The 20,664-nt window shown below is 71.2% G+C and carries 19 protein-coding genes; 1 reads left to right on the top strand and 18 read right to left on the bottom strand.

The window, feature by feature from the left end:
* Positions 1-215: 215 nt before the first annotated feature.
* The 4 genes from M3M55_RS02295 to M3M55_RS02280 all read right to left on the bottom strand — a co-directional run bounded on the left by M3M55_RS02295 (position 216) and on the right by M3M55_RS02280 (position 4,106).
* Positions 216-725: a universal stress protein gene (locus M3M55_RS02295; RefSeq protein WP_249011208.1), complete on the bottom strand. Its 510-nt coding sequence runs from the start codon at positions 723-725 to the stop codon at positions 216-218.
* Between the two features lie 3 nt (positions 726-728).
* Complete coding sequence (locus M3M55_RS02290; RefSeq protein WP_249011207.1) at positions 729-2,189, bottom strand: MFS transporter; 1,461 nt, start codon at positions 2,187-2,189, stop codon at positions 729-731.
* Positions 2,186-2,788, bottom strand: coding sequence for a TetR/AcrR family transcriptional regulator (locus M3M55_RS02285; protein WP_249011206.1), 603 nt, complete (start codon positions 2,786-2,788; stop codon positions 2,186-2,188). The genes M3M55_RS02290 and M3M55_RS02285 overlap by 4 nt, the downstream gene beginning before the upstream one ends.
* Positions 2,789-3,548: 760 nt before the next feature.
* Positions 3,549-4,106: a TetR/AcrR family transcriptional regulator gene (locus tag M3M55_RS02280; RefSeq protein ID WP_249011205.1), complete on the bottom strand. Its 558-nt coding sequence runs from the start codon at positions 4,104-4,106 to the stop codon at positions 3,549-3,551.
* 142 nt (positions 4,107-4,248) lie between these two features.
* Here M3M55_RS02280 and M3M55_RS02275 point away from each other — a divergent pair, with 142 nt between their 5' ends.
* The gene (locus M3M55_RS02275; protein WP_249011204.1) at positions 4,249-6,003 is read left to right on the top strand and encodes an MFS transporter; all 1,755 of its coding nucleotides are present in this window, start codon (positions 4,249-4,251) and stop codon (positions 6,001-6,003) included.
* 15 nt (positions 6,004-6,018) lie between these two features.
* On the opposite strand, the gene M3M55_RS02270 is transcribed toward M3M55_RS02275, so the two are convergent.
* The 14 genes from M3M55_RS02270 to M3M55_RS02205 form a co-directional block, all read right to left on the bottom strand.
* A complete protein-coding gene (locus tag M3M55_RS02270) occupies positions 6,019-6,633 on the bottom strand; it encodes a TetR/AcrR family transcriptional regulator (RefSeq protein ID WP_249011203.1) in 615 nt (204 codons plus the stop codon).
* Positions 6,634-6,642: 9 nt separating this feature from the next.
* Positions 6,643-8,250 (bottom strand): adenylate/guanylate cyclase domain-containing protein, encoded by a 1,608-nt coding sequence (locus M3M55_RS02265; RefSeq protein ID WP_249011202.1) that lies wholly within the window; start codon positions 8,248-8,250, stop codon positions 6,643-6,645.
* 1,121 nt (positions 8,251-9,371) lie between these two features.
* Entirely contained in the window at positions 9,372-11,057 is a 1,686-nt protein-coding gene (locus M3M55_RS02260; RefSeq protein ID WP_249011201.1) for a helicase-related protein, read from the bottom strand.
* The gene (locus tag M3M55_RS02255; protein WP_249011200.1) at positions 11,054-11,419 is read right to left on the bottom strand and encodes a hypothetical protein; all 366 of its coding nucleotides are present in this window, start codon (positions 11,417-11,419) and stop codon (positions 11,054-11,056) included. Before M3M55_RS02255 ends, M3M55_RS02260 begins: the two co-directional genes overlap by 4 nt.
* Positions 11,416-14,097, bottom strand: a complete 2,682-nt coding sequence (locus M3M55_RS02250; RefSeq protein ID WP_249011199.1) for a DEAD/DEAH box helicase family protein — start codon at positions 14,095-14,097, stop codon at positions 11,416-11,418. Before M3M55_RS02250 ends, M3M55_RS02255 begins: the two co-directional genes overlap by 4 nt.
* A 313-nt stretch (positions 14,098-14,410) precedes the next feature.
* Complete coding sequence (locus tag M3M55_RS02245; RefSeq protein ID WP_249011198.1) at positions 14,411-14,761, bottom strand: hypothetical protein; 351 nt, start codon at positions 14,759-14,761, stop codon at positions 14,411-14,413.
* Between the two features lie 112 nt (positions 14,762-14,873).
* Entirely contained in the window at positions 14,874-15,149 is a 276-nt protein-coding gene (locus M3M55_RS02240) for a hypothetical protein (protein WP_249011197.1), read from the bottom strand.
* The gene (locus M3M55_RS02235) at positions 15,146-15,853 is read right to left on the bottom strand and encodes a response regulator transcription factor (RefSeq protein WP_249011196.1); all 708 of its coding nucleotides are present in this window, start codon (positions 15,851-15,853) and stop codon (positions 15,146-15,148) included. Before M3M55_RS02235 ends, M3M55_RS02240 begins: the two co-directional genes overlap by 4 nt.
* A complete protein-coding gene (locus M3M55_RS02230; protein WP_249011195.1) occupies positions 15,850-16,521 on the bottom strand; it encodes a hypothetical protein in 672 nt (223 codons plus the stop codon). Before M3M55_RS02230 ends, M3M55_RS02235 begins: the two co-directional genes overlap by 4 nt.
* Complete coding sequence (locus M3M55_RS02225) at positions 16,518-17,543, bottom strand: CHC2 zinc finger domain-containing protein (RefSeq protein ID WP_249011194.1); 1,026 nt, start codon at positions 17,541-17,543, stop codon at positions 16,518-16,520. The genes M3M55_RS02230 and M3M55_RS02225 overlap by 4 nt, the downstream gene beginning before the upstream one ends.
* A gap of 72 nt (positions 17,544-17,615) precedes the next feature.
* A complete protein-coding gene (locus tag M3M55_RS02220) occupies positions 17,616-18,080 on the bottom strand; it encodes a single-stranded DNA-binding protein (protein ID WP_249011193.1) in 465 nt (154 codons plus the stop codon).
* Positions 18,081-18,131: 51 nt separating this feature from the next.
* Entirely contained in the window at positions 18,132-18,962 is an 831-nt protein-coding gene (locus tag M3M55_RS02215; RefSeq protein ID WP_249011192.1) for a hypothetical protein, read from the bottom strand.
* Entirely contained in the window at positions 18,959-20,188 is a 1,230-nt protein-coding gene (locus M3M55_RS02210; RefSeq protein ID WP_249011191.1) for a lytic transglycosylase domain-containing protein, read from the bottom strand. The genes M3M55_RS02215 and M3M55_RS02210 overlap by 4 nt, the downstream gene beginning before the upstream one ends.
* Complete coding sequence (locus M3M55_RS02205) at positions 20,188-20,664, bottom strand: DUF4913 domain-containing protein (RefSeq protein ID WP_249011190.1); 477 nt, start codon at positions 20,662-20,664, stop codon at positions 20,188-20,190. The genes M3M55_RS02210 and M3M55_RS02205 overlap by 1 nt, the downstream gene beginning before the upstream one ends.

Here is a 20,664-nt window from a genome sequence, read left to right as displayed (position 1 = left end):
GCGTGCGCCCGGTGCAGAAGTCCTGCGAGCGGTGCTCCTGCGGGCTGGCGCCGCCGGGTCGACGCGTTGGGGTTCTTGCCCTGATCTCTTGCCGCTGGAGTGCCCGGCACTGCGGCTGCCAGCGCGGCGGCGGTTCGATTTGCGTTGATCAGCGGTTGACAGATCTTCTCCCTCTATTGCAATTGGAGCCAGGTCGGGGGAAGGGCCCGGGGCGTTCAGACTGGCCGTACCGCGGTGCCGCCCGCGGGAGGCACTGTCTTGCTCTGAGAGGTCGCAGGGTGGCCGGGGCGGCGCGGTTGAGCACTCCGCACGACGATGACCGGCGCGTGGGCGTGCCGGCGCAGGTAGCCCGCGACGCCGCCGGTGAGGCGGCTGGTGATGCCGCATCGTGAGCCGATGAGGATCGCGTCGGCGCAGATCCGGTTGGCTTCTTGCGCGAGCCCGGGTCCGGCCGGGCCGAGCACGAGATGTGAGATGACCGAGATGTCAGATGGGAGCTCGGCGACAGCAGAGCGCAGCGTGTCGTTGGCGTCGCGCTCGATCTCGTGTAGCGGCAGCGTCGCGCCGGTGAGCACGCAGGTGCCGACGAGCCGCGGGACGTCGATCGCTAGCACGACGGTGAGGCTGGCGTGATCGCTCCCGGCGATTCGCGCCGCGCGTCGCAGCGCGACCCGGGCTGGCAGCGAGCCGTCGAAGCCGACAAGCAGCTGGCGTGTCGCGGACATCGCTCACGCCGCCACGGGCTCTTCCGGCCCGGGTGCTGGGGCGCGCGAGCGGGCGACCGCGCGTCGGGTTGGGACCAGCAGGCTGGCGAGGAACGCGACGAGTACCCCGACCGCTGACATCGCGAACGCGACGGTGTAACCGCTCTCGGTCGAGATCCCGGTGCGTGGGTTGAGGTGTCCGGCGACGATCGACGCGGCGATCTGTGCGCCGAGCGCGCCGCCGATGCTGCGCATGATCGTGTTGATCCCGGTCGCCTCACCGGTATGTGTCTGTGGTACGGCCTCGACGATCAGGTTCGCCATCGACGCGAACGCGAACCCGACACCGATCCCGAGCAGCAGGCCGGCGAGATAGATCTCCCACCGCTCGCTGTGCGCCACGCTGAGCAGCACGAACGCGCCGGTCGCGATCAGCGTGCCGAGCATCAGCGGCAGCTTCGACCCGAAGCGGTTGCCGAGCCAGCTGGCCAGCGGCGCGGCGACCAGCATCACCCCGGCCGAGGGCAGCAGGAACACGCCGGCCTGGATCACGCTTGAGCCAAATCCGTAACCGGCGTGCGGCGGGGTCTCGACGAACTGCGGGATCAGGACGAAGGACCCGAACATCCCGAAGCCGATCAGCAGGCCCGCGAGGTTGGTGGTCCACACTCCGCGTAAGCGCATCAGGCCGATGTTGATCAGCGGCGCGCGGACACGGCGCTCGACGATCGTGAACAAGGCAAGGATCACCACGGCGGCGACGAACAGAGCCACGACGCGTGCCGACCCCCATCCCCACGTGGGTCCTTCGCTGACGGCTAACAGCAGGCACACCAGCCCGGCGGACATCAACACGGTCCCGGCCCAGTCGATCTTCGCTGGGCTCTTGACCGGCGACTCGGGAACGAACAGGCGCGTCGCGACGAGCGCAATGACCGTGACGATCAGCCCGAACCAGAAGATCCATTCGTAGGAGAGGTGATCGACGATCACGCCGCTTAGCACCAGCCCCGCGCCGCCGCCGATCCCGAACGTTGCGGAGATCAGGCCGATCCCGGTCGCGACCCGTTCCTTTGGGAACTCGTCGCGGATCACCCCGAACGCGAGCGGGAACACCGCGCCGGCGACACCCTGGATCGTGCGGCCGACGATCAGCAACACCAGCGAATGCGACAGCGCGGAGACGAGCAGTCCGGCCGCAAAGACCGCCAGGACCGCGAGCAACGAGTGCTCCTTGCCGAACATGTCACCGAGGCGGCCGAGCACAGGCGTGGCCACGGAGGCGCTCAACAGGTACACGGTCAGCACCCAGGTCACCGACGTCGTCGAGGCGTGCAGCTTGTGCTGGATCGTCGGCAGCGCCGGCACGACCATCGTCTGCAACAGCGCATACGCCAGTGCGGAGACGGCGAGCACGGCCAGTGTCACGCGGTAGTGCTGACGATGCGCGTTGGCCGTCAGTTGCGGTTGCGCGTCGCCGGTCACCGTTGTCCCCCTCGGGTCGGTGGAGCGAGAGCGGCGGGGCCCTCGAGCCGGTCGAGCACGAACGTCGTCGACGCGAGCGCGGTCTCGTCCCGACCACGCATCGCGTCCACGATCAGCATCGCATAACGTCGCCAAAGCACTACATCACCGCGCTCGGGCTCACTCAGCGCTCGTCCCACTCCCCCGAACAGCACCCACACCTCTCGGCTTTGAGCGTCCGCGCGCATCGCGCCCTGCCGCTTGGCGCGGTCCATCAGTCGTTGCAGCGCAGCGGCGGCCGCGGCGCGCGCGTCCTGTACGTCGGGTCTGTCGTTGAGGCTGTCCATACTGGCGACGATCGCGCGATTGCCCGCCTGCGCGTCGGCTGCCTGCAGCATCAGCTCGACGAACGCCCCCCACGGATCACCGCTCGCGAGCGCCTCGTCGGCGAGCCCCTCAAACCAGCGCAGCTGCCCGCACGCGACCGCTGCCATCAGGTGCTCCTTGCTCGGGAAGTTCCGGTACACGGTCGTACGGCCGACCCCGGCGCGAACAGCGACATCCTCCACGCACGCGTCCAGACCCTGCTCGGCGAACACCTCATATGCAGCGCGGACCACCCGCGCGTGATTGCGGACTGCATCCGCTCGCCTGCAGGACGGCGCCGGGCGGTGCTGGGCAACGTCGATCACCAACCCAGCCGCCCGCCCGATCCCACGCTCACGACCGCACACCAGTCACTGAGCTGACCTCGCTGAAACCGGAGACGGCCGCCCGTCAGACGGCCCCGCCGAAGGCCGAGAGGGGCTGATTGGCTAACCGGTGCTGAGCGCATCACCACTGTCCTTGAGGCAGGATAACACCAAACGGACGCATGCGTCCGTTTCTGCGCCACGGCTTACTCGTCCCGGCGACTACTGCTCACACCAACGAGCGTGGACACGACGGCGCGGGCGCGGCCACAGCCGCCGGCGACGGCTGTCGGATACGCAGGTCCGCGGCGCGGCACAGCCCGAGGTCCTCGCGCTGCGCCCAACACGTCCCGGATTCGTCGTTCAAAACGGCCGGTTGCTCGAGGCTCGCGAGGCGACGGCGTAGCTTCTGGCGCTTGATGGTGAGCTCGTGCTCGAAGCGGTCGAACTCGACGCGGCGTTCGCGTACGAAGGTGAGCTCGCGCTCAACGTGTCGAGCGCGTCAGTCACGATCTCGCGCTGCTCGGCGGGATCATCGGTGCGGCGGAAGCGCTCGCGGAGCAGCTCGCGGGCATCCTCAGCCTCGAGAGGCCGCCGACCGCGTCACGACGAGAAGGCTTCCTGCCCGTCCACCCCAGAAAAGTACCAAACGGTGCAGTTGGCTGCACCGATCGGTGCGACTTGGTGCTCAGCCCTGGAGATCCCGCTGCTGGGTGCCGCCCAGGAACGTCTCGGACAGCAGCTCCGCGGCGTGTGCCGGTGAGCGGGCGATGCCGCGCTTGTTCTCGATCAGATCGACCGCGAGCGCCGTGAACGCGCTCGAAAGCCAGCCGGGCGCGAGATCGGAGCGCAGCACTCCGGCGCGCTGGTAGCGACGGAAGAGCCGGGTGAGCCCGATCGGGTCGGGGCCGAGATCGGCCTCGTGGTAATGGTGCTCAAGGAACGCGTAGCGCGAGCCGTGGGTGAGGATCTCGACGCACATTGTCCTCAGCGATTGGAGGTCTGTGGGCTGCGTCGCCGCGCGCGCGACGATCGCGGACGCCTCGACACGGGCGCGCTCGAGCAGCGCATCGACGAGCGCCTCTCGGGTCGGGAAGCGGCGGTAGATCGTCGAGCGGTGGATCTCCGTTGCCGCGGCGATCTGATCCATGCTCGCGCCGGGATTCTCGCCGAGCACCGCGATCGCCGCGTCGAGCAGCCGACGGCTCGTGCGCCGCGCATCAGACCGTCGTTCCGGATCGCCCATCTCCCCGGATCCTACGGTGGCGACGGCGTCATCGCACCAGGCATCGCGTTGCGCCGGCTGTCCGCGTGTTGCTACGATACCGTCGCAGATGCGACATGACTGTCGCCAGTCGCGACGAGCGGCGGGGGTTGCGGATGGCGCCTTGAGCGTTGCGCGGGCCGTGCTGGAGGGGGTTCTCGTGAGCGCGCTGACCTGGGGCTTCGCTCGGGCGCGCCGGTTCCTCGTGCAGCGCGTCGGCACGAGCGAGGTGCTGGTCGGCTCTGTTTCTGAGGAAGGGGGCGCCGGCGAGCTGCCGGGCCCTGCTTCGGTGCCGACGGGAGGCGTCTCGGCCACGGGCGTGCTTCGCGCGGTGTCGTTCGATGGTCGCGGGCGGGTGCTGGTTGGCCTTGCGCTCGGGATCGCGATGGTCGGGATCGACGCCAGCATCGTCAGCGTCGCGAACGCGACGATCGGCCGCGATCTGCACGCTTCGCTCGCCGGGCTGCAATGGGTCACCAACGCGTATCTGCTGGCGCTCTGCATCTTGCTTTTGACCGGCGGGCGGCTCGCCGACCGCGTCGGGCGCCGCGCGGTGTTCCTGGCCGGCGTGAGCGGGTTCGCGCTGGCATCCGCCGGGTGCGCGCTCGCCGGCTCGGTCGAGATGTTGATCGCGTTCCGGGCGGCGCAGGGCGCCGCCGGCGCGCTGTTGATGCCGAGCTCGCTCGCGATCGTCCGCGCGACCTTCCCAGACGAGCAGCTCGATCGGGCGATCAGCGTCTGGGGGGCCGCCGCGACGCTCAGCCTGATCGCCGGCCCGATCATCGGCGGGCTGCTGGTCGAGCATGTCTCCTGGCAGGCCGTGTTCCTGCTCAACGTCCCGGTCGCGATACTCGCGGTCTCAGGCACGCTGCGGTTCGCGACCGAGTCGCGCGACCCGAGCGCCACCGCAAGCTATGACCTTCGCGGGATCGCCACGGCGAGCACCGGGCTGTTCGTCGTCGTCTTCGCAATGGTCAAAGCGCAGGCACACGGGTGGGGATCCACGTACACGCTCAGCCTGCTGGCGACCGGACTCGCGCTGCTCGGCCTGTTCGTGATCCTCGAGCTGCGAGCGAGCGACCCGATGCTCCCGCTCGGGCTGTTCCGGTCGCGAACGATCAGCACGGCGGCCGTGGCGACGATCGTCATGTACTTCTGCCTGTTCGCGGTCCTGTTCTTCTGGACGCTGTACCTGCAAAGGATCCACGGCGACTCGCCTGCCCGGTCAGGCGTTCACCTGCTGCCGCTGACCGTCGCGTTCGTCGTCGCCGCGGCCGTCATGGGGCTTGGTGCCGGCCGGATCCACCCACGGATCGCGATGTCCGGCGGCCTGCTGCTGCTCGCGGTCGGCCTCATGCTGCTCGCTCGCGCGACCGCTACCAGCACGATCGCGGCCCTGGCGCTCCCGCTCGCGGTCGCCGGCGCCGGGTTCGGCGTCGTCGGGGTCACATCGATCCAGGCGATTCTCGGGAACGCGCCGGTGAGCTACTCGGGCAGCGCCAGCGCGATCGTCTCCACGCTCGTCCAGCTCGGGGGCGTGCTCGGCACCTCGATCCTCGGCTCGGTTCTCGTGACCCACGCCGACGGCGAGCTTGCCACCCGGCTCGCGCACGTCCAACTCCACGGGGACACGCTCGCCGCAACGCTGGCCGCGCACCTCGCGCACCAGGCGACGACCGCGATCGCGCAAGGCAACCTCCACGCCGCCGGCGCCCTCCCCGCGGCACTGGCCGCTCAGATCGCCCGCAGCGGCCCGGCGGCGTTCGTCTCCGGGCTTCAAACCGCGACCCGCCTCGCGGCGCTGATCGCAGCGATCAGCGCACCGCTCGGGCTGCTCGTCAGACGTGGCCGTAACGTGAGCGGCTTTCACCTCGCGTGATCGCCTGGCGTGCGATCAGCTTGTCGGTGGCAGCGAGGCCGCCTCGAGCAGGCGCTGCAACGACTCGATCGCCGAAGTCAGCTCCGGACCATCGCCGCGCTCGACGTACTCAAGCACGAGCCCTTGGATCGACGCGAAGATCAGCACCTCGAGCGCGTCCCGGTCAACCAGCAGCCGCCTCCCGCGACCGAGCGCGTCGTCGATCACGGCGCTGAGCAGCTCACGGAAGCGGTCACCCATCCAGGCCGCCGTCGCGCGTAGCGCGGGGTTGGTGATCGCCTCGGTCCGCAGACCGAGCCACGCGACCAGCAGCGTGCGGTCGTTCGTGAGCCCATTCCACAGCTGATCGAACCCGCGCGAGATGATGTCCGCCGGCTCGACCAAGCCCGCGACAGCGTCCGCGACGCGCTCGAGCAACCGCCCGCCGACGTGATGAACGACAGCGTCAAACAGCTGCTCGCGGGAGCCGTAGTAATAGATCACGTTGCGCTTGCTGACCCCCGCCTCGTCCGCCACCCGCTGCAACGAGGTCGCAGCGTACCCATCGCGGCCCAGGCAGCGCATCGCCGCCTCCAGGATCTCGTCCGCGCGTCGCTCGCCCTTCCGCGATCGCTCAACCGACGCACTCATCACCCCACCCTAATGCGGCGCGCCGACCGCACCGGCGAGCGGGGCGTAGACAGCGACCGGGTCGCGCTTGCCGCGCACGCACAGGTTCCCGAGCGCCACCAGCCCGCGCTGTTTCGGGTCCGCGAGCCGCTCCCGAGTCTCGCCGGTCACCAGCACCGGCTCTCCCAGCTCTCGTGTCGCGCGCTCGACGCGCGATGCGACGTTCACGGCATCGCCGATCACCGTGAACTCGTACCGATCCCCGGCACCGATCGTGCCCGCCAGCACCCGGCCGGAATTGACGCCCACCCCAGCACGCCATCCACCACGGTCCGGGTCAGACAAGCACGCGATCTCGCACGCGGCCGCCAGCCCGCGCTCGGCGTGATCGCTGACCCGCTCGGGCGCGCCGAACACCGCCAGCAGGCCATCGCCGATGAACTTGTCCACATAACCGCCATGCCGCGAGATCACCGGCACCACCTCCGCCAGAAACGCATTCACGCGCGCGACCGCGCTAGCCGCGTCGACCCGATCGGCGAACGACGTAAACCCGACCATGTCGACGAACACGACCGTGACATCGAACTCCTCGCCCGCGAGCGTCAGACCCTCCCGCACAACCCGCTCCGCCAGCTGGGGGTGCACATAGCTGCTCAGCGCATCACGAAGCACCGCCCGCTCGGACAACCCGGCGACCATCTCGTTGAACATATCCCCGAGCTGGCCGAACTCGTCCGTCGATGACACCGAAACCCGCCAGGACAGATCCCCTTCGCGGACCCTGCGGGTCGCGGTCGCGAGCTCGCCGACGGCGCCGAGGATCGCGCCGCCCACAACCGCGGTCAGCAAAAACGCGATCGATAACGCGATCCCACCCGCCAGCAGCACTGTCACCCCGAGATCGCCCAGGGAACGGTGCGCGCCCGGCACCAGCGCGGCGACCGCGACACCACTGATCAGATTAATCAAAGGAAGCGCCAGCAGCAGCTTCCACCGCAGCGACAGATTCCTGCGGCCCGTCACGAACGACGGCGGCAGCTCCCGCGCGATGTCGCGCACCACCGGACGTAGCGCCAACTCCAGCGCGAACACGTTCAACACAAGCCCATACGCCAGCGCAATCCCAGCAACCGCCAACACGATCGGGAGATCCCCCACCGGCAAACCGAGCACCAGCATCGCCACCACCACGCTCGGCACCAGGCCGGCCAGCAAGCTCCCCGCGCCCGCGCGCGTGACGAGCGCCAGCGGGAGATCAACCATGCCGCGCCACGCATCCTCAATCCCCGCCTTGTCCCGCAAGTCCACCCACGTCACCACCGGCCGGACCATCGGCCAGGCACGCCGCAGCACCACCGACAACATCACCAACGTGAACACCGAACCAGCCCCCGCGACCAGCACGAAGTCGACAAACGACATCGGCCGGTACCGAGACAGCCACCCCACCGCCCCTGTCCAGATCGCGACCCCCGAAACAGCCTCCGCAACCGCAACAAGCAGCAGATAGCGCACCCCGAGCCACCCGTACAGCCACTCGAGCACACCCGTGATCAAACGCGCGACCCAGTCCGCCGCCGCATCGACCACCCGGCCGAACGAAACACCCGCTACAGGACCATCCACCTGCCGCACCACAAGAACGTACCAACGGTGCAATGCAGGCCAGGGTTCCGTCGTACTACCCCGTATCTCTCGTGGTGCCGGCGACACGGCGCGAAGCGGTCTGCGCTGGAAAGCGCGACCGCGATCAGCGACCCGCGTCACCCCCGGCAGACTTGCCTGCCGGCCTGTCGACCGCCCTCAGCGCGCCACCGCAGCGCGCGCCCGCTGCGGTGCAGAAGCAGCCCGCGCCGTGGTCGGGCTCCTTGAGGCGTGGAAAAGCAACGAAGGCGCTCGCGACAGCTGCCGTGGACGTGCCTTCGCTCTCGAACAGGCATCTACAGTAACTCGCGACATCACCTCGCCTTGCGCGGGAAGCGGCGACGACCGCGTGGTCGACATGCGTTCACGAGGCTGCTGCTCGCGGACGACACCAACCACGACATCTGCGGCGGGCGGCGGGTACCTGACTGCCTCCCTCACCGAGCGGTCGTCCGACGCTGATATGGCGCGTGGTGGGGCCGGCGGCGTGGGACAACCATGGCGGCTCGCGAAGTGGGGGAGTCCGTGCAGCTCGCCCCTGCGCCTCGCGCGCCGTGCCTCCCGGCAGAGGTTCTCCGCGCGAGCGCGCCGGACGAAGGCAACCTCCCGTCGGCGACACAGGCCGAATCTGCGTCGGCCGGCCTGTACGGCTCCGAGCCGCCGTCGCGCGCGCTCAGCCAGTTCGTCAAGCCTGCGATCGCGCGCATGGAGAGCATCAGCCGCGGGTGGCGTCTCACGAACAACAGCATCGTCCCGGCCGCGACGGCCACCACCAGTCCGGTGCCAAGGCCGTGTACGTGCCGGGGGTGGGGCATCGCCGCGACGCCCACCGGGACGATCCACGGCGTGAGCAGCGCAGAGGTGGTATCGCTACGACGCAGCATGGCGATGCGAGCGCGGGTCTCGGGAAGCGCAGCTCCATGCCGACGCGTCCATGCGAACAGGAGCAGCGCGCCGACTAGGACCCACAGGCCCGCTACCTCAGTGGCAGCTTGCGGAGTGCTGCGGTTGGCGATGTAGTCCGCAGCGGCGCCGCTGAGCAGCCAAGGGCGGATTCGCCACCAGCTCGATCATCGTGTGGTCTGTCGCATCGCCCTCGTCTCTCAGTTCGCTCACCGTTCTGCTCCCCGCGCAGGCGTTTGCCGGGTGCGGTGGTCGAGGTGGCGGGCGGCCTGCGGGTCGGGCACGGGCGGCGAGAGTGCCGGCGGCCGGGGTCTCGGCGGATAGCGGACTTGCATGGTGGGCCCGGGCGACGTGTCGCGCGGATCCCGGGCGGGCGACGTGTCTCCCGTCGACGTGCCGGCCGGCGGCGACAGGTCCCCTCCTCCGGGCATCTCGCTTGAGGCGTTCTGCATCCGCTCGGTGATCTCGTGCAGCTGTCGGCGGGCGTCCTGGAGGTCGTCTGTGTGCTTGAACGGCCGCTCGAGTGCTTCCCGCGCTCGCTCGGCTTCCTGCGTGGCCTCCTGCTGCCTGGCCGTCGTCCGGGCTTTGAGGGCGTCGAGGTCCTGGACGCGGTGCTCGAGCTGGCGGACGAGCCCGAGCGGGTTCTCGCTCAGGTGTCTCAGGGTGGCGTGCGCCGGCTCGCAGGGAACGCCCACGAGCGTGATGACAGCCTCGCGGGCGCTGTCGGTGTAGTCGAGGCGGATCGTGCCGGCGACTTCGAGCCCGCCGAGCGTGCCGAGTGGCTTCGCGGCGCCGAAGGAGGCGGTGGCGGCCCAGCGGGCGAGGGCGTCGGCTGCGGCGCGGCGCTCGGTGTGGGTGACCGCGCCGATCGTGAAGGAGAAGCGGTCGCCGCGCGTGTCGGTTCGGCGGGCGAGCGCCAGGTCGATCAGCTCCAGGTCGCCGCCGCGGGCCTTGGTGCGCTCGACGGCCGCGGCGAGGACGTGGCGGAGGTTCTGCTGGTTGCGGCCCCAGGCGCGTTCGAGGCGCTCGAGGCGTGTGAGCTGCTGGCTGGCGCGGGCGTGGTCGAGGATCAGTGGGTCTCCGGAGGCGAGCGCTTTGACCTCGGTGTAGCTGAGGGCGCTGTCGCCGACGTCGTCGACGGTGCGGACGTCGAGTCGGCCGCGGGTGACTTGGCTGATGAACTTGGCTTTGCGCTCGACGGTCTGCCAGCTGTAGGCGTCGAAGGATCGCTCGACGACGTAGCGGTAGATCGCAACCTCGGGGTTCTGATTTCCCTGCCTCATCAGCCTGCCCTCGCGTTGCTCGATGTCGGCCGGCCGCCACGGGCAGTCGAGGTGATGCAAGGCGATCGCGCGTGCCTGGATGTTGGTGCCGACGCCCATTTTCTCGGTCGAGCCGATCAGCACCGCGACGTGCCCGGCGCGGCAGGAGGCGAACAGTCGGCCCTTCTCGGCGTCGTTGCGGGCCTCGTGGATGAAGCGGATCTGGTGCTCGGGCAGCCCTTCGGCGACGAGCAGGCTGCGGAGCTCGTCGTAGGCGTTCCAGCCCTCGCTGGGGGTGGAGAGGTCGCAAAACACGATCTGGAGGGCACCGGGGATCGGCGAGGGCTCGTCGCTGTCGGGGTCGGCGTAGGTCAGCTCGCGGGTGGCGCGCCAGACCGTTCCGATCGCGCGGGCCGCGCGCTCGAGCTTGCACTCGCCCTGGGTCTGCTCGCCGGTGATCAGTCGCATGTCGAGCGCGGCCTTGCGGCCGTCGCTTGAGATCTTGAGCATGTTGTCCTCCTCCGGCAGGACCGCTCGGGAGCGGACCTTCTCGGCGCGGTCGGCGAGGTGGAGCAGGTAGTCGGTGATCTCGGGGCCGGCGGGGATCACGATCGTCCGCGGCCCGGTCTTCACACTGCCGTCCTGGTCGCGTACGGCCGCAGCGACGGGACCGGCAGGTTCAGATCCTCGCCGGTCTTGACGTCTGCGAACACGTGCCACATCCGGAGCATCTCGGGGACGTTGGCGAAGCGGCTGAACCTGGTTTGGAGGCGGTAGTTGCCGCCGCCGGTCGGTGCCATCTCGATCTCGGTGATCGCCTCGCCGAACGTGGCCGCCCACTGGTCGAAGTGCTCGACGCCGGCGGCCTGGAGGAGGTCGGGGCGCAGGTAACGCTGCATCACGTGCGCCTCGGTAACGCTGTTGGCGATCGGGGTGGCGGTCGCCATCGTCACGACCCGGCGGCCGTGGCGCTCGCGGAGCCACGTGACCTTCATGTGCAGGTCGCGCGGTTGGATCCGTCGATTGCGGCGTCGCGGATGTTCGAGACGGTGCGCAGGTTCTTGTACCCGTGGGCCTCGTCGACGACGATGTAGTCGATCCCGCACTGCTCGAAGCTGATCCCCGGGTCCTTGACGGTGTCCAGGCGCTTTTTCAGCTGCTCCTCGGCGCTCAGAACCATCTTCTCCAACCGCTTGACGGTCAAGCTCCCGCCCTTGAGCCCGCGCGCGCTGGTGAGCATCTCGCGCAGCTCGGCGACCTCGCGCTCGAGGTAGCGCTGCTGGGTCTCGACGCTGACGGGGATCCGCTCGAACGCCGAGCGCGTCATCAGGACCCCATCCCAATCGTTGGATGCGGCGCGGGCGACGAACTGGCGGCGGCGATCGCCTTGGAGGTCCTGGCTGCTGGTGGCGAGCACGCGCGCCTGTGGGTAGAGCTGCAGCCATTCGCGGGTGAACTGCTCGAGCATGTGGTTGGGGACCACGATCACCGGCTTGCGGGCCATCCCCAGGCGGCGCAGCTCGGTCGCGCCGATGATCATCTCGGCCGTCTTGCCGGCGCCAACCTGATGGAACAGGCCGACGGCGGGCTCGGAGATCATCCGCGCGACCGCCGCCCGCTGGTGGGGCATCGGCTCGAACGTGCGGACGAGTCCGGGGAGCGAGAGGCGCTCGCCGTCGGCGGTGTAGTCGCGCAGCACGATCGAGTTGAACCGGCGGTTGTACTCGCCGAGCAGCCGGCCGGCGCGGTCGGGGTCCTCCCAGCACCACTCGGCGAACCGGTCGCGAAGCGCCTGGGCCTTCTCCTGGGCGGCGGCGGTCTCGACGGGGTTGATCACGCGGCGGCCGTCGTCGAGCTCGTCGGTGACCTGCACGGCGCGCTGCTCGAGCAGCGCCTTGACGATCGCCGGCGCGCGCATCCGCTCGGTCCCCCACTCCGAGCGCGCCAGCAGGCTCGCGTTGTTGCCCTTCACGCCCCACACGCCGCCGCCAGCGCTCTCGACCTCGATCCCGGGGTCGTCGAGGATCTCGGACAGGAACGCCCGGTGGTCGTCGACCTCGATCCACGCCGCGCCGAGCTGCGGGTGAACCTCGTCGGTCCCGAGGTCGATCGGCAGCACACGCTCGAGCGCCGCAGCGCTGACGGCGAGGTCGGGCCGGTCGACGGCCGCCTCGCGCGCCTGGCCGAGCTTCGCGCGGACGTTGCCCGACAGGTACTCGGCCGCGGGGAGCAGATCGCCGTCCGGGGTGTCGTAGACGAGTTCGCCGAGCGCTCGGCGAGCGTCGGGCTCGGTCGCGCCGAGCAGGGTCGCGATCTCGACCAGGTCGACGTGCCCGCGGGTGTCCAGGCAGACCGCCAGCGCGTCCTGCGGAGTGTCGGCACCGCGGATCGGCGCGCGCGGCGCGACGACCCGCTGGCGCAGCAAAGTCGCCGGCGTCGCCAGGCGTGTCTCCTCGTCGAACACCTCGAGGCTCAGGACCAGTGGCGCGAAGGGATCGGCGCGCAGGAACCGGATCGCCGGCGGCGTCACGCGCGCCATCCGCTCCTCCCCCGTCTTCGGATCGCTGCGGCCGGTGCGGCGCTCGCTGAACCGGTTGATCGCCCCAAACCGCTTGACGTACTCGTCGTAGTCGCCGCGCAGCCGGGCGCGGCGCTCGGCGATCGCCGGCGTGTCCTCCAGGCTCTGCGCCTCGGCGGCGAGCAGCTGCCGGGCGCCGTCACGCAGCCCCAGCAGCGCGCGAAGCTCGGCGCGGATCGTACGCGCGGGCTCGATCGCGACCTGCAGCCCGTGCTGAACCTGAGCGAAGCCGCCGTCGGGGAGTGCGAGCAGATGGCCGTCCCACAGCCCCTCCGGCGCCTCAACGACGGCCGGAGTCGGCTCCGCGATGCGTGCCGCTTCGACGGGCGCCACGGCAGGCTGGCGCTCGGCGAGCTCGCGGCCCCACGCGCGGATCCGCTCGGCCAGCGCGGGGTCGTCGGCGAGCTGCTCGACGACGAGTTCGTCGTCGCCGTAGAGGCCGCGGGCGAGTTTCAGCCTGCCGAGCACCTGGTCGCGGTGCGTCGCGTAGTAGCTGTTGATCCGGGCGCGGCCGCCGTTGACGTCGACCTCCTCGGTCCGCACCCAGCTGTCGTCCGCCGGCTGAACGCCGGCCGCGCGGCGGCGGAACACGAGCAGGTCGGTGATCGCCTCGGTGCCGGCGACGCGCCGGTGCGCGCCGCTCGGCAGCCGCACGGCGCCGACCAGGTCGGCCAGCTCGCTCATCTCCCGCCGCGGCGCCGGGTTGCCCGCGTCCAGCGTGTAGCGGCTCGTCAGCAGCACGGCCAGGCCGCCGGGGCGGGTCAGCGCGAGGCTCTTGACGATGAAGTGGTTGTGGATCGCGTGCCCGGAGCGGTTGTGCTCGGGGTCGTATAGCGTGATCTTCCCGAACGGCACGTTCCCGATCGCCAGATCGAAGCTGCCGTCGCGCAGCGTGCGGGAGCGATCGGCGAACGAGCGGTTGATGACCCGCGCGTGCGGATACAGCTCCTGCGCGATCCGGGCCGTCGTCTGATCCAGCTCCACCCCGACCAGCTCCGCGGCCGCGGGGGCAAGGCCGATGAACACGCCGGCGCCGCAGCCGGGCTCGATCACCCGTCCGCCCGCGAACCCGAGCTGCTCGGCGAGCGCCCACATCGCCTGCGCGAGCTCGGGGTGGGTGTAGTGGGCGTTCAGCGTCGTGCGTCGCGCCGCCGCGTATCCCTCCTCCCCGACCAGCCCTTGCAGCTCGGCCCGCTCGGGCTCCCACTCCTCGCGCTGTTCGTCGAACAGCTCCGAGCACGCGCCCCAGCCCGACCAGCGGGCCAGGATCTGCTGCTCCTCGGGGGTGGCCGATCGCTCACGTTCGTCCAGTTCGGCGAGGATCCGGATGACCGCGAGGTTCTCGCGGGCGCGGCCGCGCGCGCCCGACGGGGTAGCTGCTCCTCGCCCGTGCCGGGGCGGAAGCGGTCTAGTCCTCCGGGTCCTCCAGGTCCCCCGTGTACGCCGGACCCCACGCCTCCGGGTCCAGCGGCGTGTCCACGTCCCCCGGATCCGGGGCCATCGTTTCGCGGATCAGGTCGCTCTCCGCGTTGAACCTCGCCGTCTGCAGGCGTGCGAGCTTCTGCTCGTAGGTCTCCTCTGGCCGGTCTGGGCCCGCCAGAGCGCTCGCCAGCGTCTGGACCTCCCGCTCCAGCTCCAGCCCCTTCTCGGTGAAGAACGCCTCCGGGTCCGGGATCCGCTGAAACCGCTCCGGGTCCGCCTGCTGCCACTGGCGCATCAGCCGCGCCCCGTACTCGTTCACCTGCTGCTCCTTCCTCACGGGCCCACAGGAAGTCGTCGAACGACAGCTGCCCGCCGTCCTGGCCACCACTGTGACTACGCCTGGGCATGATCCGCGGCTGCGCATCGCCTCACGGTACTCCCGCAGGTGGTCATCGCTCACGGCCTCGCGGCACCGCGCGCGCCGCTTGGCGGAACCCGGCCGCGCGCGAGGCGTACGCGAGCGCCCGCGTCTCGGTGTACGGGCCTTCGGTCTCACCGGCCTGAATCTCGATCGCGAACAGGCACATCGCCTTGACCGTCGCGGCGTCTCGCTCGTCCAGGTCCTCGGAGATCAGCGCATCCCCGTCGGCGACCACGGCCACCAGGCTGCGGTTGAGGGTGATCGGCTGGATGGTTGGCATCGGTACTCGGACGCTGGCGGTCATCGTTGGCTCCCTTCGTTCAGCTTGTAGCCCTGCCCCCATACGTTCTGAATCAGCGCGCGCTGCGCGCCCGCGCCTCGCAGCTTGCTCGCCATCCGATGCGCGGTCGTATCGATCGCTCGCGAGCCCTGCAGGTGCCGCTGCCCCCACACTTCGCGCGAGAGCTCCTCGCGGGTGAACACCCGCCCGGGCGCCTTGGCGAGCGTGTCGAGGAGATCGAACTCGCGGGCGGTCAGCTTCACCGCCCGCCCGTCGATCTGTGCGGTGCGACCGGCGCGGTCGACCTCGAGGGCGCCGAGGCGCACCACGTCCACGGTCGGCCAGCTGCGGCGTGCGAGCGCGGCGATGCTGGCCGACAGGAGCGTTCCCGACACCGCTCGGGGGAGTGTCATGTCGGCGCCGGCCTGGTAGGCGCTCAGGATCTGCGGTTCGCTGTCGGCCAGCGCGATCGCTCGCAGCCGCTGGTTGACGCGCTCGATCCGCCCGGCGCGCACGTCACGGAGCATTGCCAGGGACGCGGCGGCCGATCCCTGCAGGTCGCCGAGGACGACGAGCTCGATGTCGGCGAGCCGCTCGCGCGCGACGCTCTCCCGGGTCAGCGACTCGGCGTCGAAGCCGTCGAGCAGTAGCTGCCGGACACGGCCCAGACCTCGCTCGGGGTCTCCGTCGAGGACCAGGACACGCGTCGAGACCTCGGTGCCGCTCATCGGCCGCGCTCCCGCTCGGCGCCGAGCTGCGGGCCGCCGCGGCCGCGGCGGGCGCGCGGGGGGCGCTGCGGAGCGCCCTGGCGGACGGTGTCGGCGACCGTCGCCTGCCCGGCGGCCTCGCCGAGGCGCCGGCTTTCGCGCAGCTCGGCGAGCGTCGCCTGAAGCTCTCGGCCGCGCTCGCCGACCGGGCCGGGCTGCTCGACCTCGGCATCCCACGAGCGCACCTCCTCCGCCGTCACGTCGTGGGCTGCGTAGTGGCCGGTGTCGGGAGGGTCAGAAGCCGTCTGCGGCTCCTCCCCGACTCGCAGCGGGTCGACGCCGAAGCGCTCGATCATCTCGGCGCGCATGTGGGTCGAGGCGCGGTCGGCGAGTGGGTCGTGCTCGCGCCACTGCTGAGCGGTGCCCCAGGCGTCGACGATCTCCCGGGCGCTGGCGTGCTCCCACCAGTGCTCGTGTTCGACGCCGGCGAGCTGCGCCCGAGCGGCCTGGCGCTCGGCCTCGAACCGCGCCTGTGCCTCGCGGGTTCGCTGCTCGCTCTCCCTAGCGCGCTCGTGCAGCTCCTGCGCACGGCGCAGCGCCCGGTTGCGGGCGACCTCAGCGGCGGCCTGACCGCCGCGCTGCAGCAGCTGCTCCACCTCCTCGGCGACACCGTCGGGCTCATGCATCATCTCGCCTCCTCCTCCTCCTCCTTCATCGAATGTGCGCGCGGCAGGCGCCGGACGCCTCGCGCCTCCATCTCCGCCCGCCCGCTCGCCGGCCGGGCGCCGAGCAGCTCCTCAGCGAGCCGGTCGCGGACGCGCAGGAAGTCGGGGCCTTTGGTGCCAAGTCCCCAGATGCCGGCCGCGAAGTCCACGATCGTCCCGCCCCGGCCGCACCCGAAACAGCACCAGCTGCCGTCCGGGTAGAGCTGCAGCGAGGGGGTGCGCTCCTCGTGAAAGACGCAGCGCACCTTCCCTTCGCGGTTCGGCTCCCGGCCCGTCAGCGCGCGCACGTACTCCGCTGCCGGAAGCTCTCTCAGCCGCTCATACACCGACTCGTCGCCCTCCTGCCTGGCCCGCCGAGGCCAGGCAGGGACCACGTCCCGGCGGACGTCGGTCGGCGCCGGTGGGCTCGGGGCGTGCAGCCCGTCGGTCAGCTCGGCAGGGTCGTAGGCGCGGCTGGGGTCGATGTCGAGCAGGCGCACCGCTCGCGGCGGCGCATGCTTGTGATTCAGGGAGGTGGGCGGTCTGAGGATCGTGTGCGGCTTTGTGACCACGCCAGCGTCGGCGCCGAGCGCGAGCGCGAGCGTGCGGTTGAGCCGCTCGAGCCCGGGCAGGTCGACCGGCGCGCGCAACAACCAGTAGGCGTGGCGGTGATCCTCGCTCCCGGACGCGACCAGCATCGTCGGCGGGCAGCGCAGCGACGCGAGCGTGCGGGTGGAGGCGTGGGTGTCGCAGTCGACCCACGCGACGGTGGCGAACGGTGCGATGTCGTCGAGGCGGCCGCGTGGGCGCACGCGCGGGAGCACACCCACGAACGTGTCGCTGCCCGACGCCAGCGCCCGGATCGTGCGGGCGGCCGCCCGTACCTCGCAGGCCTGAACGAACCGGCGGCCCATGCCCTCGGGGATCCTGTAGCGGATCTCCAGCAGCTCACCGGCGCGGGCCCGGCCGCCGAGCAGCTGCAGGTAGCGCTCGAGCTCGTCAGCCATCAGTGTCAACACTCGTCCGCGAAGCGGTACGGGCGCCCGGCAGCATCATGTGCCGGGCGCCCAACCGGTCTCTCACCAGTCGACGCCCACCCCGGCCGCCGCGGCCGTGGTCGCAGCCAGCCGCTCTGCCCGCAGCGCGAAGCCAGGCTCAGACGGCGACGGTCTCTCGCCCTCCTTCGCGGTCTCGGTCTCGGCCTGCGTCTCCTGCGCTACCTCCTGCTCGCGTCCGCTGGCGCGCGGCGCGGCGAGGAACTCGACGTTCCCGACGACCGCGTAGCTGGTGCGTCGCTCGTCGTTCTTCTCCCAGGCGTGCTGCTCCAGGCGGCCGTCGACGGCGACCAGCCACCCCTTCGTAAGGGTCCGGGCTGCGGCTTCGCCTGAGGCGCCGAACGTCGAGACGTTGATGTACCCGGTCTCGCGGCCGGGTGCCATCCCGTCGACGGCGAGCCGCAGGTGGCAGACGGAGTTGCCGTTGGCCAGCGCTTTGAGTTCCGGGTCGGCGGTCAACCGGCCGATCAGATGGATGTGATTGCTCACTGCTCCCCTCCTTGAGGGTGTGATTGGGGCCACCGCGCGGCGGCCCGGGGTTCACAGGAACGCGGCGCACAGCCACCCTCCTGTCTGCTTGCGCAGCTGCATGAGGAGCGAGAAGCGCTCCGCGGTCGCGCCGAAGCGCACGGTCGCGGTGGCAGCGAACTCGTCCTCGTTCAGAGGCCCGTAGGACACGGACACAAGCCGCGGGCGCATCGCCGGGAGCCGCACTCCGGCCAGCGTGTCCTCGCGGCTCCTGATCGCCGCGACGGCGGCGGCGGTCATCCCCGCCGGCAGCGGCGCGACGCCGGCGCGGTAGGCGGCGTACGCGATCGCGAAGCGACGCGTCGCCTCCTGCGCGGCGCTCGGCATGTTGACCCCGGCGACGGGCTTGACCGTTTCGTCGATCGTCAGGTCCGGCGGCTGAAGCTGCGCCACCTGCCAGCCGTGCTGCTCGTGCAGCAGCTGCACGACGAGCGGGTAGCGCTCCTCCCGGTTGGCCAGCACGAGCTGCGCCCGCGCGGAGAACGGGCTCGAGGAACCCGACACGGCAGCGACTCGCAGCGTCCCGTCACGGAACGCGGCCGGGATCCGGCCGCCGGAGCGCGCCTGCGCGCGGGCGGTGAGGCTCGCGTCGTGCAGCACGCCGATCGCCGCGCCATCGAGGTACAGGGCGTAGCTTGCGGCGAACGCCCGCTCGACCTGGCTCAGGGTCAGCTGCTGCGCTGCTGTCCCCGCGGGCGGACGCGCCGGAAGGGGAGCGGCCACGGCGGCCGGGCGCCTCGGCGCGTGGGTTAGCGCGCGGTCCAGGAGCACCGCCCCGGCGGCGGCGATCGCGCAAAGGGTGGTGAGCAGCGCTCCGCCGGGGATGAGTCCGGGTGATCTCACAGGCCCGGCGGGTGTCGAGGGACGTAGCCCGTCCGGGTGAGCGAGTCCAGCGTGTTGCCGGTCGACCACCGCGGGCCGGTCGCGCTCGGGGCGGCTGGCGGTTGCGGCGGCGAGTGCAGCCACGGGCCGTTCTCGGTGTTCAGCCAGATGCCGGCGACCTCGATGTAGACGTGCCCGGCGTTCGCCATCCACGTCACCCACCGCCCAACTCCCGCAGCGCCGATCCCGGCAAGCGCCCCGGAGGTCTGCGGCTGCTCACCGAGCAGGGCTGCCTGGCCGCCGCCCCACAAGACGTAGCTGGTCGAGCTGGAGCAGTCATAGCCGGGGCCGCCGTTCTCCTGCGAGCCCGGGCACGCCTGCGGGTCGGGCTGCTGCTGGTTCATCGCCGCGACGCAGTGCCCGCCGCCCCAGCTGTAGGGGAAGTCGACGATCCGATCGCCGGCCGCGACCATCGCCTGCACCGCCACCGGCGCGTCCGCGGGCGGGCGCGCGAGGCCGTTGGGCATGATCACCGCCACCCGGCCGGGCACGGGCGCGACATCGATCGGCCCCACACCGGAGCAGCCGACCGCCGATCTTGCTGCCGCTGCGCTCGTGCCCGAGGTGCTGGTGGTCGGGTGGTAGCTGGCCAGCACCGTCGTGCCAGCCGTGGCGGGGATCGCCGGCTGCTGGCCGCCCCAGACCGCCGCGATGTCCTGAGCGAGCAGCCGCAGCCCGGCGGGGCCGCTGTAGCGCAGCGCGTAGGACTGCACCTCGGCGACGTACCAGCCGGCGTGGTTGTACGCGAAGATCGCCGCCGGCCAGTTGCCGGGCGCGCCGCTCGCTGCCAGATAGCGGGCGGCGGTGTAGATCGCGTCCTGTGGATCGCCGGGGTCTGCCGGCGCCGAGGGGTCGGTGACAGACACCGCGTACCGCGCCCACGTCCCCGGCTCGAACTGCATCCAGCCGATCGCCCCGGCGCTCGACACCGCCAGGTCGGTCCCGAACTTCGTCTCGACCTCGTTGATCGCGCCCAGGTACGCGTACCCGTCCGGCCCCAGGCTGTAGCGGGCCGCGGCGTCGATGTAGTACTGAATCAGCGGCGGCTCCCCGTCCGCGCTCGGCCCCGACGCCTGACAGCCGCCGCTCGCCTCGCCGCTGATCGCGGCGACCAGCACCGCCAGCCCGAGCAGCAGGCCGAGCAAGGTGAGCAAGCCGGCGGCGAGCGCGATCGCCAGGACCCGCATCAGCCCCCCTGCCCGCCGGCCGGCCGGGTTGGATCGGGGGTGTCGGCGGGGATCGGGGTGCTCGGCAGCGGTTGCAGCGGGCGGCGGGCGTGCTCGTCGGGCTTGCAGCCGCGGAACGGGCCGTCGGCCGACAGCAGCATCGCCATGTGCGGGTCGGCGTGGTCGCGCAGCCACACCGACATGCCCGTCGCCGGATCGAGCCGCAGGTACTCCCACGCCCGCCAGATCGAATCGAGGCGCACCCACGCCTCGGGGTGGCGCCACCACTCCGCGCACCAGGTCGCCCCGTTCCCCGACACCGGACGCCGATACAGCGGCAGCAGGTACTCGGACACGAACTGCTCAAGCGACCCGTACACCGGCTCGGGCACGTTCTCCCCGCCCGCCGGTGCGGGTCGCTCGCCGTCGTCGAACTCGGGGGCGGCGTCGAACCCGGGCGCCGGCTCGTAGCCCTCGTAGAGGTCCTCGGCGCCCAC

The organism is Conexibacter sp. DBS9H8 (assembly GCF_023330685.1).
In the GTDB taxonomy this organism is placed as follows: Bacteria; Actinomycetota; Thermoleophilia; order Solirubrobacterales; family Solirubrobacteraceae; genus Palsa-465.
This window is presented reverse-complemented; position numbering and strand designations above follow the sequence as displayed.

Coding starts and splice junctions, on each gene's coding strand:
- M3M55_RS02280 (WP_249011205.1), bottom strand. CDS start 4,106: ATGGGCGATCCGGAACGACGGTCTGATGCGCGGCGCACGAGCCGTCGG.
- M3M55_RS02230 (WP_249011195.1), bottom strand. CDS start 16,521: ATGATGCATGAGCCCGACGGTGTCGCCGAGGAGGTGGAGCAGCTGCTG.
- M3M55_RS02270 (WP_249011203.1), bottom strand. CDS start 6,633: ATGAGTGCGTCGGTTGAGCGATCGCGGAAGGGCGAGCGACGCGCGGAC.
- M3M55_RS02250 (WP_249011199.1), bottom strand. CDS start 14,097: ATGTGGGCGCTCGCCGAGCAGCTCGGGTTCGCGGGCGGACGGGTGATC.
- M3M55_RS02225 (WP_249011194.1), bottom strand. CDS start 17,543: ATGGCTGACGAGCTCGAGCGCTACCTGCAGCTGCTCGGCGGCCGGGCC.
- M3M55_RS02240 (WP_249011197.1), bottom strand. CDS start 15,149: ATGACCGCCAGCGTCCGAGTACCGATGCCAACCATCCAGCCGATCACC.
- M3M55_RS02295 (WP_249011208.1), bottom strand. CDS start 725: ATGTCCGCGACACGCCAGCTGCTTGTCGGCTTCGACGGCTCGCTGCCA.
- M3M55_RS02210 (WP_249011191.1), bottom strand. CDS start 20,188: ATGCGGGTCCTGGCGATCGCGCTCGCCGCCGGCTTGCTCACCTTGCTC.
- M3M55_RS02255 (WP_249011200.1), bottom strand. CDS start 11,419: ATGAAGGTCACGTGGCTCCGCGAGCGCCACGGCCGCCGGGTCGTGACG.
- M3M55_RS02235 (WP_249011196.1), bottom strand. CDS start 15,853: ATGAGCGGCACCGAGGTCTCGACGCGTGTCCTGGTCCTCGACGGAGAC.